Source organism: Streptomyces spinoverrucosus (assembly GCF_015712165.1).
GTDB classification, from domain to species: Bacteria; Actinomycetota; Actinomycetes; order Streptomycetales; family Streptomycetaceae; genus Streptomyces; species Streptomyces spinoverrucosus_A.
The window spans coordinates 5397610-5413466 of record NZ_JADPZX010000001.1; the positions used below are offsets into that span (position 1 = coordinate 5397610).

General features: G+C 70.5%; 16 protein-coding genes and 1 riboswitch. Of the genes, 11 read left to right on the forward strand and 5 right to left on the reverse strand.

Going from position 1 to position 15857, the window contains the following annotated elements; all coding sequences use genetic code 11:
• The first annotated feature begins 3 nt into the window (after positions 1-3).
• From I2W78_RS24525 to sugE, 3 genes are all read left to right on the forward strand, one after another.
• Positions 4-333 (forward strand): DUF3618 domain-containing protein, encoded by a 330-nt coding sequence (locus I2W78_RS24525; RefSeq protein ID WP_196462427.1) that lies wholly within the window; start codon positions 4-6, stop codon positions 331-333.
• A 44-nt stretch (positions 334-377) separates the two neighbouring features.
• On the forward strand, positions 378-734 hold the full coding sequence (locus tag I2W78_RS24530; RefSeq protein WP_141314982.1) for a GroES family chaperonin: 357 nt from the start codon (positions 378-380) through the stop codon (positions 732-734).
• Positions 735-787: 53 nt separating this feature from the next.
• Positions 788-855: riboswitch (guanidine-III (ykkC-III) riboswitch) on the forward strand.
• 35 nt (positions 856-890) lie between these two features.
• Positions 891-1211 carry a quaternary ammonium compound efflux SMR transporter SugE gene (gene sugE / locus I2W78_RS24535; protein WP_141314984.1) on the forward strand — a complete coding sequence of 107 codons (321 nt, stop codon included), beginning with the start codon at positions 891-893 and terminating at the stop codon, positions 1209-1211.
• Between the two features lie 7 nt (positions 1212-1218).
• On the opposite strand, the gene I2W78_RS24540 is transcribed toward sugE, so the two are convergent.
• Positions 1219-3597 (reverse strand): transglycosylase domain-containing protein, encoded by a 2379-nt coding sequence (locus I2W78_RS24540; RefSeq protein WP_196462428.1) that lies wholly within the window; start codon positions 3595-3597, stop codon positions 1219-1221.
• A gap of 186 nt (positions 3598-3783) precedes the next feature.
• Between I2W78_RS24540 and I2W78_RS24545 the strand changes: the two genes are divergently transcribed.
• Genes I2W78_RS24545 through I2W78_RS24560 form a run of 4 tightly spaced genes read left to right on the forward strand, consistent with a single transcriptional unit; the run spans position 3784 to position 7130 of the window.
• A complete protein-coding gene (locus tag I2W78_RS24545; RefSeq protein WP_196462429.1) occupies positions 3784-4584 on the forward strand; it encodes an ABC transporter permease in 801 nt (266 codons plus the stop codon).
• 31 nt (positions 4585-4615) lie between these two features.
• Positions 4616-5380, forward strand: coding sequence for an ABC transporter permease (locus I2W78_RS24550; protein ID WP_196464698.1), 765 nt, complete (start codon positions 4616-4618; stop codon positions 5378-5380).
• A 7-nt stretch (positions 5381-5387) separates the two neighbouring features.
• Positions 5388-6386, forward strand: a complete 999-nt coding sequence (locus I2W78_RS24555) for an ABC transporter ATP-binding protein (RefSeq protein ID WP_196462430.1) — start codon at positions 5388-5390, stop codon at positions 6384-6386.
• Between the two features lie 33 nt (positions 6387-6419).
• Positions 6420-7130, forward strand: a complete 711-nt coding sequence (locus I2W78_RS24560; protein ID WP_196462431.1) for a DUF1707 SHOCT-like domain-containing protein — start codon at positions 6420-6422, stop codon at positions 7128-7130.
• A 4-nt stretch (positions 7131-7134) separates the two neighbouring features.
• On the opposite strand, the gene I2W78_RS24565 is transcribed toward I2W78_RS24560, so the two are convergent.
• Entirely contained in the window at positions 7135-8469 is a 1335-nt protein-coding gene (locus tag I2W78_RS24565; protein ID WP_196462432.1) for an SGNH/GDSL hydrolase family protein, read from the reverse strand.
• Between the two features lie 246 nt (positions 8470-8715).
• Between I2W78_RS24565 and I2W78_RS24570 the strand changes: the two genes are divergently transcribed.
• Both I2W78_RS24570 and I2W78_RS24575 read left to right on the forward strand, forming a co-directional pair.
• Complete coding sequence (locus I2W78_RS24570; protein WP_196462433.1) at positions 8716-10107, forward strand: DUF445 domain-containing protein; 1392 nt, start codon at positions 8716-8718, stop codon at positions 10105-10107.
• 74 nt (positions 10108-10181) lie between these two features.
• On the forward strand, positions 10182-11684 hold the full coding sequence (locus I2W78_RS24575) for an MFS transporter (RefSeq protein WP_196462434.1): 1503 nt from the start codon (positions 10182-10184) through the stop codon (positions 11682-11684).
• Here I2W78_RS24575 and I2W78_RS24580 read toward each other — a convergent pair.
• Both I2W78_RS24580 and I2W78_RS24585 read right to left on the reverse strand, forming a co-directional pair.
• A complete protein-coding gene (locus I2W78_RS24580; RefSeq protein WP_196462435.1) occupies positions 11681-12229 on the reverse strand; it encodes a GNAT family N-acetyltransferase in 549 nt (182 codons plus the stop codon). The two genes, I2W78_RS24575 and I2W78_RS24580, sit on opposite strands and share 4 nt — an antisense overlap.
• Positions 12230-12292: 63 nt before the next feature.
• Positions 12293-13741, reverse strand: coding sequence for an alginate lyase family protein (locus I2W78_RS24585; protein ID WP_196464699.1), 1449 nt, complete (start codon positions 13739-13741; stop codon positions 12293-12295).
• A 169-nt stretch (positions 13742-13910) separates the two neighbouring features.
• Here I2W78_RS24585 and I2W78_RS24590 point away from each other — a divergent pair, with 169 nt between their 5' ends.
• A complete protein-coding gene (locus I2W78_RS24590) occupies positions 13911-14276 on the forward strand; it encodes a VOC family protein (protein WP_196462436.1) in 366 nt (121 codons plus the stop codon).
• A 6-nt stretch (positions 14277-14282) separates the two neighbouring features.
• On the opposite strand, the gene I2W78_RS24595 is transcribed toward I2W78_RS24590, so the two are convergent.
• Positions 14283-14732 (reverse strand): hypothetical protein, encoded by a 450-nt coding sequence (locus tag I2W78_RS24595; protein ID WP_196462437.1) that lies wholly within the window; start codon positions 14730-14732, stop codon positions 14283-14285.
• Between the two features lie 155 nt (positions 14733-14887).
• Between I2W78_RS24595 and I2W78_RS24600 the strand changes: the two genes are divergently transcribed.
• Positions 14888-15835, forward strand: coding sequence for a GlxA family transcriptional regulator (locus tag I2W78_RS24600; RefSeq protein WP_196462438.1), 948 nt, complete (start codon positions 14888-14890; stop codon positions 15833-15835).
• The last annotated feature ends 22 nt before the right edge of the window (positions 15836-15857 follow it).

A 15857-nucleotide genomic window follows, 5' to 3' on the forward strand; every position in this document is an offset into this window, starting at 1 on the left:
ACCGTGGCGGACACGTCGGACACCAGAACCCCGGCGCAGATCGAGGCGGACATCAGGCGCCGCCGCGACGTGCTGGCCGAGACACTCGACGAGATCGGGGCGCGGGTGCACCCGAAGACGATCGTCGGGGACGCCAAGGCCAAGGTCGTGTCGAATGTCGATCACACCCTCGGACGGGCCTACGTCCAGGTCAACCGGGCGGTGAGCGACGTCAAGGCGCAGTTCGTGGACGAGAACGGCTCGCCCCGGATGGCGCGCGTACTGCCCGCCGCGCTCGTCGCCGTCGGTGTCGTCGGGCTGCTCGTGCTCGGCCCCCGGCGCCGCAAGCGCTGACCCAGCGGCGTACGAATGCCTCGATTGCAGGTAGGTTCAAGAGCGTGAGCGGTAACAGAAACGACCACAGTACCCATCCCGACAAGCTCCCCATCCGGATGCTGCACGACCGTGTGCTCGTGCGGCAGGACACCAGTGAGGGCGAGCGGCGTTCCGGTGGCGGCATCCTGATCCCCGCCACGGCGGCCGTGGGCCGTCGGCTGGCGTGGGCGGAGGTCGTCGCGGTGGGGCAGAACGTACGGACCGTCGAGCCGGGCGACCGGGTGCTGTACGACCCGGAGGATCGCGCCGAGGTGGAGGTGCGCGGCGTCGCGTACGTCCTGATGCGCGAGCGCGATCTGCACGCGGTGGCGGCGGACCGGTTCGAGGGGTCCGAGGACTCCACGGGGCTGTATCTGTAGGTCGGAGCGGTGAGAAAGGGCTGGTGGCCTTGGTCACCAGCCCTTCGCCGTGCCCTTTGCTACCTTGGGGAGGCACCCGACGAGACGCGCCGTACCGGGTTGAAGGCAAAGACGACGCACCCCCGTCAGTCCGCCTGTCTCTCGGAGGTGCCTCTCATGGCCTGGGTTCTGCTGATCATCGCCGGTGTGCTCGAAGTCGGCTGGTCGATCGGGATGAAGTACACCGACGGTTTCACCCGGCTCGTCCCCAGCCTGTTCACCGGCGCCGGCATCGTCGCCAGCATGCTGCTGCTCTCCTACGCCGCGAAGTCGCTGCCCATCGGTACCGCCTACGGCGTCTGGGTCGGGATCGGCGCGGCCGGGTCGGCGGTGCTCGGCATGGTGGTGCTGGGTGAGCCGGCCACCGCCGCCCGGATCTTCTTCGTCTGTCTGCTGCTGGTCGCCGTCGTGGGCCTGAAGGCGACCTCCGGTCACTGATCCGGGTTCACTGGCGCCGGGTGCCCGGTGTGCCCCCGGTCGTGCCTGTGGACGTTCCGCCGTCGGTGGTGCCGCCCTGGCTGCCGCCGGTGCTGGTGTCGCCGCCGGAGCTCGTGTCCCCGCCGGTGGTGGTCCCGCCGTCCGTCGTGCCGCCGTCGGAGCTCGTGCCGCCGTCCGTCGTCGTTCCGCCGTCGGTGCTCGCGCCGTCCGTGGGCGTGCCCCCGGTCGTCGTACCGCCGTCGCCGGTCGTCCCGCCGTCACTCGTGCCGCCCTGCGCCTCGCCCGGGGTCTGGGAGTCGTCGGTGCCGGGCGTGTCCTCGTCGGCCGGGGCGTCGGTGTTCTCGCCGCCGGCGGGCGGGGCCGGGGGCATGTACACCACGTCGGCGCCGTCCTGGAGCCGCAGGTCGAAGTCGGTGACCGGGGTGCCTTCGAGGGCGTCCCTGGTGAACTGGGCCCAGATCTCGGCGGGCGGCCCGCTGCCGTTGACGCGCTCCAGGCCCGTCGCGCCGTACAGCGACTTGTGGGCGGCCGTGACCGGGTCCTGGCCCATCACGGCGACGACGGTGGCCAGGTCGGGGGTGTAGCCCGCGAACCAGGCCGCCTGGTCCTCCTCGGCCGTGCCGGTCTTGCCCGCGGCCGGACGGCCGGCGGCCTGCGCGGGGGTGCCGGTGCCCTGCTGCACGACGCTGCGCAGCACGGACGTCGTGGTGTCGGCGGCCTCGCGGCTGACGGCCTGGTTGGTCCGCCGCTCGGGCAGGTCGATCACCTCGGCGCCCTCCCGGGTGATCTTCTCGACCATGGTGTACGGGCCGTGCTCGCCGTGGTTGGCGAGGGTGGCGTAGGCCTTGGCCATGTCGAGGACGCTCGCCTGGGCGACGCCGAGCGCGATCGACGGGTAGGGGCCCAGTTCCGGGGTGCTGGAGGGCACGCCGAGGTCGACCGCGGTGCGCATGACCTTGTCGGGGCCGACGTCGACGGCCATCTGCGCGTACACCGAGTTCACGGACTTGTCGGTGGCCTCGCGGACCGTGATGGGGCCGTAGGAGAACTGGTCCTCGTTCTCCGGCGCGTAGCCGCCGTCCCAGCCCTGCACCGGGCGCTTGTTGGTGCCGTCGTAGTAGGTGTTGGGCGTGATGGGGAAGCCGTTCTGGGTGGTGGACCGGTTCTCGACGGCCGAGGTGAGGACGAACGGCTTGAAGATGGAGCCGACCTGGAAGTCCCGCCGGGTGGCGCCGTTGGTGTACTGCTTGACGTAGTCGATGCCGCCGTACATCGCGACGACCTTGCCCGTCCTGGGGTCGACGGCGACGCCGCCCGCGCGGACGTAGGTGTCGACCTCGCGGTTGTCCTTGTCCAGCTTGGAGATCAGCTGGTCGTTGACGGCCTTGACGAAGGCGTCCTGCTTGGGTTTCTGCAGGGTGGTGGTGATGCGGTAGCCGCCCGCTTCGAGGGAGTCCTCGTCGACGATGTCGTTCTCGACGAGGTACTGCTTGACCGCGTCGACGAGATAGCCGCGCTGCCCGGACATGCCGGTGGAGACGGTGGCCTCCTTCGGCATCGGGAACTTCAGGCCCGTCCGCTCGGACCGGGTGAGCCAGCCTTCCTTGACCATGCCGTCCAGGACGTAGTTCCAGCGGGCCTGGGCGGCGGGCTTGTTCTCCGGGTGGGCGACGACGTCGTACTCGCTGGGCGCGTTCAGCAGCGCGGCGAGGTAGGCGCCGCGGGCCGCGTCCAGGTCGGTGGCGTCCATGCCGTAGTAGGCCTGGGCGGCGGCCTGGATGCCGTAGGCGTTGCGACCGAAGTAGCTGGTGTTGAGGTAGCCCTCCAGGATTTCGTCCTTGCTCTTCTCCTGGTCGAGCTTGATCGAGATGAAGAACTCCTTGACCTTCCGGGTGACCGTCTGCTCCTGGGCCAGGTAGTAGTTCTTGACGTACTGCTGGGTGATCGTGGAGCCCGACTGCCTGCCCTTGCCGGTGGCCGTGTTCCAGGCCGCGCGGACCATCGCCTTGGGGTCGATCGCGGACTCGGTGTAGAAGTCGCGGTCCTCGGCGGCGAGCACGGCGTGCTGGGCGTCCTTGGAGATCTGGGCGAGGGTGACGTTCTCCCGGTTGACCTCGCCGTCCCGGGCGAGCTGGGAGCCGTCGGCGTAGAGGTAGACGTTGCTCTGCTTGGTCGCCAGCGAGTTCGCGGTCGGGATGTGGACCATCGAGTAGCCGAGGTAGAACAGGCCGATCAGCAGCAGGACGCCGATGACGAAGGTGGCCAGCAGCATGCGCCAGGTCGGGATGATCCGGCGCCAGCCGGTGCGCTTCGGCCGCCTGGGTTTCCCCTCCCCGGGCCCGGGCCCGCCCTGGTTCGGCTGCTGCGGCTGCGGCTCGTCGCTCATGTCGTGCACGGACTCCTGTGTTTTCCCTCGTACGTGATCTGCGCCCCCATGTGAAGACTCTCGCACCGGTCGTTCCGTTCCCGGTTCCCGGTACGTGTCCCGCCGGAAATTGCCTGGCAGGCCGGATCGGCCGCGTACTAGGCTCCTGCGCTTCGGTGTCGGGCTGGTCGGGGACGGTGGTTCGGTGTGGGCGCGGGACGGTTGTACGTGGCCGTCGCGGTGGGGAGTTTCCGACGGTACGCGACCTATCGGGCGGCCACGGCCGCCGGGGTGTTCACCAGCACCGTCTTCGGGCTGATCCTCGTGTACACCTACCTGGCCCTGTGGGACGAGAGGCCGCACCTCGGCGGGTACGACCAGGCGCAGGCCGTCACCTATGTGTGGCTCGGGCAGGCGCTGTTCGCGGCGCTGGCCATTCAGGGCGGCGGCTTCGAGAACGAGTTCATGGAGCGTATCCGTACGGGTGATGTAGCGATCGACCTGTACCGGCCGGCGGATCTCCAACTGTGGTGGCTGGCGAGCGATCTGGGCAGGGCGCTGTTCCAGCTGCTGGGCCGTGGCGTGCTTCCCTTCGCGTTCGGGGCACTGGTGTTCCCGGTGGCGCTGCCCGACGATCCGCTGGTCTGGGGGGCGTTCCTGGGCGCGGTGCTGCTCGGGGCGGTCGTCAGCTTCGCGATCCGGTACCTGGCGGCGCTGAGCGTGTTCTGGCTGCTGGACGGCGCGGGCATGCTGCAGATGGTGATGATCGCCGGGCTGTTCTGCTCGGGGATGACACTGCCGCTGAACGTCTTCCCGGGGGAGTTCGGCGAGATCGTACGGGCCCTGCCGTGGTCGTCGTTGCTCCAGGCGCCGGCGGATGTGCTGCTGGGGCAGGCCGATCCGGTGGGCACGTATCTCTTCCAGGGGGCGTGGGCGGTGGCGCTGCTGGCGGCGGGGCGGCTGCTGCAGTCGGCGGCGACGCGGCGGGTGGTGGTCCAGGGTGGGTGAGGGGCTGCGCGCCTACCGGCTGATCGTCGGGATGTGGATCCGCTCCACGCTGACCTACCGCGCCTCCTTCGTCATGACCGTGCTCGGCAACGTCCTGCTGACCGGGCTCGACTTCGTCGCGATCCTGCTGATGTTCTCGCAGGTCGACACGCTCGGCGGCTACACGCTGCCGGAGGTCGCCTTCCTCTACGGCCTGTCCGTCGTCTCCTTCGGACTCGCGCATCTGGCGTTCGGGCCGGTCGGCGACCTGGGCAGGCGGGTGCGCGACGGCACGCTCGACATGCTGCTGGTCCGTCCGGCGCCGATGCTCGCGCAGGTCGCCGCGGACCGGTTCGCGCTGCGCCGCCTGGGCCGGTTCCTTCAGGGGCTGCTGGTGCTGGGCTACGCGCTGGCCTCGGTCGACGTCGACTGGACCGCGCCGAAACTGCTGCTGATGCCGGTGACGGTGGTCAGCGGCGCCGCGATCTTCGCGGCGGTGTTCGTGGCGGGCGCGGCCTTCCAGTTCGTGACGCAGGACGCCTCCGAGGTGCAGAACGCGTTCACCTACGGCGGTACGACGTTGTTGCAGTATCCGCCGACCGTGTTCGGCAAGGAGTTGGTGCGCGGGGTGACGTTCGTGCTGCCGCTGGCCTTCGTCAACTGGCTGCCCGCGAGCTACGTGCTGGGGCGGCCGTATCCGCTGCGGCTGCCGCAGTGGGTGGCGTTCACGCCGCCGCTGGTGGCGGTGGGGTGCTGTGCGCTTGCCGGGCTGGCGTGGCGGGCGGGGCTCAGGTCGTATCGGAGTACGGGGAGCTGAGGGGTTCATGAGCGGCGGATTCATCGAGGTGGACCGCGTCGAGAAGGTGTTCGACGTGCGCAAGCGGACCGGTTTCCTGCGGCGGGAGCGGCGGCGGGTGCGGGCGGTCGACGGGATCTCCTTCGCCGTGCAGCGCGGTGAGATGGTCGGTTACATCGGCCCGAACGGCGCCGGGAAGTCGACCACGATCAAGATGCTGACCGGCATCCTCACGCCGAGCGGCGGTCGGCTGCGGGTCGCGGGCATCGACCCGTCCCGGGAGCGGACGCGGCTGGCGCACCGCATAGGGGTGGTGTTCGGGCAGCGGACGACGCTGTGGTGGGACCTGCCGCTGATCGACTCGTACCGGCTGATGCACCGCATGTACCGCATCCCCGACGCCCGTTACCGCGCGAACCTCGACCGGTGCGTCGAACTGCTGGAGCTCGCCGACCTGTTGGACGTGCCCGTGCGGCAACTCTCCCTCGGCCAGCGGATGCGCGGGGACATCGCGGCGGCGCTGCTGCACGACCCCGAGGTGCTGTACCTCGACGAGCCGACCATCGGCCTGGACGTCGTCTCCAAGGCCAGGGTGCGGGAGTTCCTGCGCGACCTCAACGCCGAGCGCGGCACGACGGTGCTGCTCACCACGCACGACCTCCAGGACATCGAGCAGCTCTGCTCCCGGGTGATGGTCATCGACCACGGGCGGCTGATGTACGACGGCCCGCTCGCCGGGCTGCACGAGGCGGGGGAGAGCGAGCGGACCCTCGTCGTCGACCTGGAACGCGAGCTGCCGCCGATCGAGGCGCCGGCGCCGGCGCGGGTGGTGCGGGTGGAGGGGCCCCGGCAGTGGCTGGCGTTCCCGGCGGCGCAGTCGGCGGCGCCGCTGGTGGCGCGGATCGCGGCGGAGTACCCGCTGGTGGACCTGTCGGTGCGGGAGCCGGACATCGAGGACGTGATCGCGAAGATGCTGCGCTCAATGGGGGACACCCCCAAACCCCCGCAGGAGAGGGCGACCGCATAGTGCCGCCGGCGGGGAAAACGTAGGCTGCTGTCCATGACCGACGATGCCCCGGAGCTGCGTGCCTCCGACGCCGATCGAGAGCGAGTCGCCGAGGTCCTGCGGGACGCCCTCGCCGAGGGACGGCTGGACATGGCGGAGTTCGAGGAGCGGCTGGATGCGACGTACCAGGCACGCACGTACGGGGAGCTGGCGCCCATCACGCGGGATCTGCCGGTCGCGGGCCGGGCCTTGGGTGACTCGGTGTCACTGACCAAGGAGCCCGCGCCGCGCGGGAGTTGGGCCGAGCGGATCACCGGGCGCGAGGGCTCCTCGTCGTGGGGCGTGGCGGTGATGGCCGGGTTCCAGCGCAAGGGTCACTGGACCGTGCCGAAGCGGTTCCAGTGCTTCACGTTCTGGGGCGGCGGGGAGATCGATCTGCGCGAGGCGTACTTCGCCGACCGCGAGGTCGAGATCAACTGCGTGGCGATCATGGGTGGCGTGAACATCGTCGTGCCGCCCGGCGTCGAGGTCGTCGTCCGCGGCATCGGCATCATGGGCGGCTTCGACAGCCGCGAGGACGGCGTGCCGGGCGAGCCGGGCGCCCCGCGGGTGATCGTCTCCGGGTTCGCCTTCTGGGGCGGCGTCGGCGTGGAGCGCAAGCCGACGCGCGCCCAGCGGCGGCAGCAGCGGGAGGTCGAGGGCGCCGACCGGGGGATGCTGGGGCACGGCTGGGGGCACGACCAGCGGCGGAGGGACACCGAGTAGCCGGTTACAGCCGCGCCGGAGCCGAGCCCTTCAACGACTCCAGGTCGAACTCCTGAGCCATCCGCTCGTATCCCCGGTCGTTGGGGTGCAGATGGTCGCCCGAGTCGTAGTCCGGGTCGAACCTGCGCGGGTCGTACGCGTCCCGTAGCGCCCTGTCGAAGTCGACCACCGCGTCGAAGACCCGCCCGGACCGGATCTCGGCGTTGATCGCCTGCCGTACCGCCTCCCGCTCGGCGCTGTAGCCGCGGTGGCCGCCGAAGGGCATCAGGGTCGCGCCGATGACCCTGATGCCGCGGGCGTGGGCCTGGCCGGTCAGCGTGCGCAGGCCGTCGAGGATCAGCTCGGGGTCGGTGACGGAGGGGTTGCGCAGGATGTCGTTGATGCCGAGGTCGATGACGACGACCTTGACGTTCGTGCGGCCGAGGACGTCACGCGGGAAGCGGGTGAGGCCGCTGGGGTTGTCGGCGGGGCGGCCGTTGCCGCCGGTCAGGATGCGGTTGCCGCCGATGCCCTGGTTGACGACGCCGTAGCGGGGCACGTCCTGCCCGGCGACGGCCGCCTCGCGCAGCCGCTTGGCGAGGACGTCGGGCCAGCGCCGGTTGGCGCCCACGGTGGAGGAGTGGCCCTCGGTGAGGGAGTCGCCGAAGGCGACGAGGGTGCCGTGGGACTCCTTGCTGAGCACGTCGAGGGCGGTCAGATAGCGCCAGGCCTCGACCTGCTGGGTGTACGGCGTGCCGGTCACGTCCTCGGCGTGGTCGCCCTGCGCGGCGTAGGAGATCTGCCGTACGTGCGCGTGCACGGTGACCGGGCCGGGCTCGGCCGGGGCGTACGTGGTGACCAGGACGTCGCTGTCGTACGGGATGGTGATGCGTACGGCGTCGCTCATCGCCTGCCGGCCCGGCGGGATCACGACGGTGGCGATGCCGTTGAACGTCAGCCGCCGCATGGTCTGCGGCAGCGCGGCCGCGCTGCCGTGGGCGGCGGCGAGGGCGATGGTGGCGTCCGTGATGGTCAGGGGCAGCCGGCCGTAGAGGTTGGACAGCGTGATCCGGGCACCCGTGCCGCCGACGCTGGTGTGGACGACGTTGCGCACGGAGCGGTCGTGCAGGCCGGCGGTCTCGGTGCCGGGCTCGGCGGCGGACGGGGACGTCGACCAGGCGCCGACCCAGGTGCCGGTGGAGGCCGGGGCGGCGGTGTTGCGCGGGGGGTGGGGGCCCGCGGCCGGGCGCTGTGCCGTGCCGTCGTCGGAGGCCGCTCCGACGTATATGGCGACCGACATGGCCACGATCAGCGAGACGATCGCGGCGAGCAAGGCATAACCGGAATGAGGCCTGGTCATGCGGTGCGTCTCTCCTCGGGCGGAAGTGGAGCCCGGGGCTCCGATGTGATCACCCCATGATGCGCCATGGAGGTGGGGGAGTTGACCGGTACCCCCTGCGGCAGAGCCATTCGGCCGCGAGAGTTCACTTGCCCGTTCACTCGCGCGCCGCCCCCTGTCGGACAGACGCGGGGAACTCTTGTCCCGTTCCAGGAGTCGGTCAGGAAGGGACAATGTGGAGTGGAGGCTCGGGAACGGGTGGAGCGGATGGATCGTACGAAACCGGATCAAGCAGTCGAAACGGGAGCTGCTTCCGTAGAGAAGCATGCCCGGCCGGACACGGTCGGTAACCGACCCGTCGGCACGCGTGGCGTGCCCGCGTCCGCCGTCCGCGCCATGACGACGTTCAGCCCCGCCGACGAGGAGAAGCAGCGCGGGGTGCGCCGGATGAAGGTCACCGCGACCGGGCTGCTGCTGTTCGTGGCCGTGGTGTACGTGCTGGCCAAATGGGCGCAGAACTCGGGCGCCGGCCCCTGGGTCGGTTATGTCGCGGCGGCCGCCGAGGCCGGCATGGTCGGCGCGCTGGCCGACTGGTTCGCCGTCACCGCCCTGTTCCGCCACCCGCTCGGCATCCCCATCCCGCACACCGCGATCATCCCGACCAAGAAGGACCAGCTGGGCGTCTCGCTGGGCGAGTTCGTCGGCGAGAACTTCCTCTCCGAGGACGTCGTACGAGAGCGGCTGCGCGCCGTCGGCATAGGCAGCCGCCTCGGCGCCTGGCTCGCCGAACCGCAGAACGCCGACCGGGTGACCGCCGAGCTGGCCACGGCCCTGAGAGGCGCGCTGACCGTGCTGCGCGACTCCGACGTGCAGGCGGTGGTCGGCGAGGCGATCACCCGCCGGGCGAACGTCCAGGAGATCGCCCCCGGCATCGGCAAGATGCTGGAGAAGGTCGTCGCCGACGGCGGCCACAAACGGGTCGTCGACCTGATCGTCTCCCGCGCGCACGACTGGCTGGTGCTGCACAGCGACTCCGTGATGGACGCCGTGCAGGGCGGAGCGCCCGGCTGGACCCCGCGCTTCGTCGACCGGAAGGTCGGCGAGCGGGTCTACAAGGAGTTGCTGCGCTTCTGCGCGGAGATGCGGGACATGCCGTCCCACCCGGCGCGCGGCGCTCTCGACCGCTTCCTCACCGACTTCGCCTCCGACCTGCAGTCCGACACCGACACGCGCGCGAAGGTGGAGCGGCTCAAGGGCGAGGTGCTGGGCCGTGGCGAGGTCCAGGACCTGATCGCCTCCGCCTGGACGGCCGTACGCTCCATGATCGTCTCTGCGGCGGAGGACGAGCGCAGCGAGCTGCGGCTGCGCGTGCGGGCCTCGCTGCTCTCCCTGGGCGCCCGGATGGCCACCGAACCCAAGATCCAGAACAAGGTGGACAGCTGGGTGGAGGGCGCGGCGGTGCACATCGTGACGACCTACCGCAGCGAGATCACGCTCCTGATCACCGACACCGTGGCGAGCTGGGACGCCGAGCACACCACGAAGAAGATCGAGGCGCACATCGGCCGTGACCTGCAGTTCATCCGGATCAACGGCACGGTGGTGGGCTCCCTGGCCGGGCTGCTGATCTACACGATCTCCCACATGCTGGGGGCGTAGCCCCCCGGGCCGTGCGGGCGTGACCTCTCCGGTTCCGGGCACACGAGAGGGGGTCGCCCAACGGAGAGGGAGCCATGGCAGCAGCATCGTCGTCGCCGGCCTCTGTGCCCGGCTCCACCGGCACCGTCACCACGTCCGTCCCCGCCCGTCTGGACCGGCTGCCGTGGTCCCGGTGGCACTGGATGATCGTGATCGGCCTCGGCACCGTCTGGATCCTGGACGGCCTCGAAGTCACCATCGTCGGCAACGTGGCCGGCCGGCTGGCCGAGGAGGGCAGCGGGCTGGACATCAGCGCGGCCCAGGTCACCGGCACGGCGGCGGCACTGTATGTGGCGGGCGCCTGCTCCGGCGCCCTGTTCTTCGGCCGGCTGACCGACCGTTACGGCCGCAAGAAGCTGTTCATGGTGACGCTGGCGGTGTATCTGGCGGCGACGGCCCTGACCGCGCTGTCGTTCGAGTCCTGGTGGTTCTTCCTCTTCCGCTTCCTGACCGGCTTCGGCATCGGCGGCGAGTACGCGGCCATCAACTCCGCGATCGACGAGCTGATCCCGTCCCTCTACCGGGGCCGCGTCGACCTGATCATCAACGGCAGCTACTGGCTCGGCGCGATCGGCGGCGCCCTGCTGTCGATCCTGATGCTGGACACCGCGATCTTCCCCATGGACCTGGGCTGGCGGCTGAGCTTCGCGCTGGGCGTGGTCCTGGGCCTGGTCATCCTTCTCGTACGGAGCCATGTGCCGGAGTCGCCACGGTGGCAGTTCATCCACGGCCGAGGTGAGCAGGCGGAAGCGCTGGTGACGTCGGTCGAACGGGAGATCGAGCAGGAGAAGGGCGAACCGCTGCCGCCGCCCGCCGGTGAGATCACCATCCACCAGCGCAAGAGCATCGGCTTCGGCCTGATCGCCAGGACCGTCTTCGGCCGCTACCCACGCCGGGCGGTGCTCGGGCTCTCCCTCTTCATCGGCCAGGCGTTCCTGTACAACGCCATCACCTTCGGCTTCGGCACCATCCTGACCACGTTCTTCGACGTGCCGACGGGCAACACGGGCTACTACTTCGCGGTGATCGCGGCGGGCAACTTCCTCGGCCCGCTGCTGCTGGGCAAGCTCTTCGACACGGTCGGCCGCAAGGTGATGATCTCCTCGACGTACATCCTCTCCGGCCTGCTCCTGTTCGGCACGGCCTGGCTGTTCGACCGGGGCTCCCTGACGGCGACGACGCTGACGGCGTGCTGGTGCGTGGTGCTGTTCTTCGCCTCGGCCGGTGCGTCCAGCGCCTACCTCACCGTCTCGGAGGTCTTCCCGATGGAGACCCGAGCCATGGCCATCGCCTTCTTCTACGCCCTCGGCACGGCGGCGGGCGGCATCAGCGGCCCGCTGATCTTCGCCGACCTGACGGAGTCGGGCGTGGTGGCCGACACGGTGCTCGCCTTCCAGATCGGCGCGGGCCTGATGTGCGCGGCGGGGCTGGTGGCGGCGTTCCTGGCGGTGCGTGCGGAGCGCCGCTCGCTGGAGGACATCGCCACGCCGTTGTCGGTGGCCGGGGCGGGGGCGGGGGCGTCCAAAGCCACGGCTTAGGAGGAGCGTTCGCGGGGGTCGAAGTCGGCCCACAGCATCTCGGAGTCGTGGACCTCGCCGGTCGGCCTCATGCCCAGAGCCTTGGCGATACCGGCCGACGCTCCATGACCGGGATGCACATGGGCCACAAACCCGGCAACGCCCTGGGTGCGCAGCCACAGGACCATGGCGGAGGCCCCCTCCTTGCCGTAGCCGACACCTTGGAAGGCGTGGCCGACCACCCAGGCGAGCTCGGCTTCGACGCGGTCGGGGCAGGGGCGGTAGAGCGTTGCCTGTACTGTCCCGACCAGCTGCCCGTCGGTTCTGTTCCGCAGCATCCAGTTGAGCCAACCCTGCCGCCCGTCGGGTGAATGACCGACGGTCTGCCGCCGGTAGCGCTGCGCCAGTTCCTCGCGCGTGGGCGGTGTGCCTCCGATCCACTTGTGCAAACGCCCGTCATTGAGGATTTCCTCAGCTTCGTCGGCATGTGCGATTGCCAGCGGTTCCAATTGCAAGCGATCTGCCTGGAGAGGGGCGGCGGTTGGCCAGGAGTTGGTTTCAGGCATGGGGTGATCTTAAGCCCGGCCGGCAAGAGCCCAAATATCGGAAGAAATGGGGGAGACCGCCCGCTACGAGGCCCCGTCACCCGCACGCCCCCGGCGCCGCAGCAGAAGCAGTCCGCCCGCGAGGGCGGTGATGCCGGTCGCGGCGATCCAGCCCGCGACATCGCCGGTGCCGGTGGCGGCGAGGTCGCCGTCCGGGGTGGGGGAGGCGCCCGGGGTCCCGGACTGGACGGGCTGCGCGGGCTGTACGGCGGGGGAGGGCGCGCCGGATGCCGTGGCACTCGGCGTCGGCGTCGGCGACGACGACGTACTCCCGGCCACCCGGTCCCGCGTGAACGCCAAAGTACCGAAGCCCAGTTGGTCGTACCCCCCGCTGTTCGGCCCGTAGTCCCCGCCCCCGCCCTCCGGCGCGGACTTGGCGGCGATGCGGGTGATGTACGAGGCGTCGAGTCCCCGCCGCCTGGTGTAGTGGTTGGCGATCATCGCCCAGATCGGCCGGGTCGTCGCCGGGTCGACCGCCGCGGCCCCGGTCGCCGTCTCGGTGCCGGACCAGCCGCCGATCGCGCCCTTCTTACGGGTGTTCGCGGTGTACGGCACCTCGTCCCCGAGGCTCCACTTGGCCACGTACTGCGCGCCCTTGAGGAACCGGTTGTCGTCGTAGCCGTACAGGTCGATGCCCTGGTTCCAGGCCATCTCGCAGAACGTTCCCATCAGCCCGACCCCGAGCAGCGCGTGCCCCTGGTCGCGCCCGGCCTCCAGCCACTCGGCGAGCCCGTCGTCGTACACGACGGGGATGGCGTTCTTGATGGATCCGAGCCCCTCGCCGTGCTTGAAGTACTCGATGGCCCGGTCGACGGCGGCACGGTCGTCGCAGAAGATGCCGACGGCCAGGACGCAGGCCATCGCGGTCAGGTCCCAGTTGGTCCAGTAGTTGGTGACGACGGCGTTGTTGTGGTTCTTCAGGAAGTCGTCGCTGAGCGGCAGGAAGACCTCCCGCAGCATCTTCTGGAAGCGGGCCAGTTCGAAGCCGCCGTGATCGCGGACGAGTTCGGCGGCGTTGGCGAACTGGTAGCCGTACAGGCCCGCCGCGAGGAACCGGTCGGCCGAGCCCTGGACGCCGGTCAGCTTGGCGGACCAGGTGTTGAGGATGGCCACGGCGGTGTCGGCGTGCGCGCGGTCGCCGGAGACATGTGCGCGCAGCGCGTTCTGGTAGGCGGCGTGGATGTCGTTGTAGAGGATCGAGTAGTTCTGCGGGCTGCCCGCACCCCGGTGGACGACGGCCTGCGGATTGGCCGTCCAGCCGCTCTGCGCATGCCGGTTGGCGGTGAGCTTGGCATACCCGGCGGTGTAGGGCGCGGCGCCCGCCCGCACCTTCGCGGCCATACGGTCCAGGTCGGCGCCGGTGTGCAGGAGGCCGGGGTGGGCGAAGGCCCCGCCGGCGGCGATGGCGGTGGGCGCCCGGAGGGCCGTACCCGTACCGATGACTCCGGCTGCCACACCCGTGGCCTTCAGCATGCCGCGGCGGCTGATGTGTGTCGTCACGTGCCTCGTACCTCAACGTCGTAAGTCGCGTGCCTGTGGAGGGGACGGTGAGGAGACGTGCGAAGGGCGGGGCGATAACAAAAACTGGACGCCCGTACCGAACAGACCCGTCGAAGGCACCCGCCGATCGGAGGCACGTCCGATGACCGTCCGCAGGATCGTCCCCGACATCCACACCGACTCCGAGGAGTCGATGAGCGCCAGCCGCGACTTCTACGGCCTGCTCGGCCTGGAGGAGGTCATGAACCTGGGCTGGGTGATGACCCTGGCCTCGCCCGCCAATCCGACCGCCCAGCTCATCTTCGTCACCGAGGACCGCACCGCGCCCGTCGTCCCCGACCTGAGCGTGGAGGTCGAGGACGTCGACGCGGTGTACGCGCAGGTGGTGGCGGCGGGCGCGGAGGTCGTGCGGGAGCTGCGGGACGAGGAGTGGGGCGTGCGGCGCTTCTTCGTGCGGGATCCGAACGGGCGCATGGTGAACGTGCTCACGCACCGGCGACAGGACTGAGCGGCTTCAGGCGCCGGTCGTCGATCCCGGCCGGACGATCATCAGTACCGTCACCACCGCCCACAGCAGGTTGAACACCCCGGTGAACATGGCGAGCCGCACGGTCGCCTCACGCGTCCCGCCGCCCTCTACGAGCGCCTCCTGCCGGGGCAGCACCAGTACGCCGAGGACGACCGCGGCGAGGGCGGTCAGCACGATGGACACGATCAGCCAGGCATCGCCGAGCACACCCATGGCGCTCGCCGTGGCGAACCCGAACACGGGCACGACGACGCCGATCGTGGCGTACACCCGGCAGATGCGGTGCAGCAGTTGGACCGTCTCGCCGGCCTTGGGGTCGTCGGGCGCGGCCAGCACCCGGCGCGCGGCGGGCGGGAACATGCTCGCGGCGACGGTGACGGGCCCGATGGCGACGATCGCGGCGAGGACGTGGACGGCGAGGAGGAACTTGGTCACGGGCGTCGACGCTATGCGGCCGGTCCGATCTCGCAGAAGTGGCGATAATGCCACGCTTCAACGGATTCTCGCCGTGCGTGATGGAGTAAGGAGGCCGGCCTTCTTGCCTGACAGCTCATGTTGGCAGAAGTCCGTCGTAAGCCTACGATCCCGCCATGCACACCGTGGCCGTACTGGCGCTGGACGGCGTCATCCCGTTCGACCTCTCCGCCCCGATCGACGCCTTCGGCTGGGCCCGGCTGCCGGACGGTCGTGAGGCGTACCGGGTGCGGGTCTGCTCGGAGCGGGAGGAGGTGAGCGCGGGGGCGTTCACCGTGCGGGCGCCGTACGGGATCGAGGCGCTGGCGGAGGCCGACACGATCATCCTGCCCGGCGTCGGCGACCCGCCGGAGACGCTGCCGCCCGGGGTCACCGAGGCGCTGTGCGCGGCGGCGGCGAACGGTACGCGGATCGCGTCGGTGTGCGTGGGCGCGTTCATCTTCGCGGCGACGGGCCTGCTGGACGGTCTGCGCGCCACGACGCACTGGTTCGCGGCGCCGGATCTGGCGCGGCGGTACCCGAAGGTGACGGTCGACCCGAACGTCCTCTACGTCGACAACGGCCAGTTCCTGACCTCGGCGGGCGCCGCCGCGGCGATGGACATGTGCCTGCACATGATCCGCATGGACCACGGCTCGGCGGTCGCCGCGCACGCCGCCCGGATGTCGGTCATGCCGTTGGAACGGGAGGGCGGGCAGGCCCAGTTCATCGTCCACGACCAGCCGCCGGCCCCGGCGGGCGCGACGCTGGAGCCCCTGCTGGCGTGGCTGGAGGACAACTGCGACCAGGATCTGACGCTGGACGACATCGCGACGCGGGCCGGGATGAGCGCGCGGACCCTCAACCGGCGCTTCCGGGACCAGACGGGGACGACGCCGTTGCAGTGGCTGCACCGGGCGCGGGTGCGGCGGGCGCAGTATCTGCTGGAGACGACGTCGTATCCCGTCGAACGCATCGCGACGCAGGCCGGTTTCGGCTCGCCCACGGCGTTCCGGGAACGCTTCCGGCGGGTGGTGGGGACGAGTCCGCAGGGGTACCGGAAGGCGTTCAGGTCGGCGTCGTAGGCGGGCCAGGCGCCCACCTTCT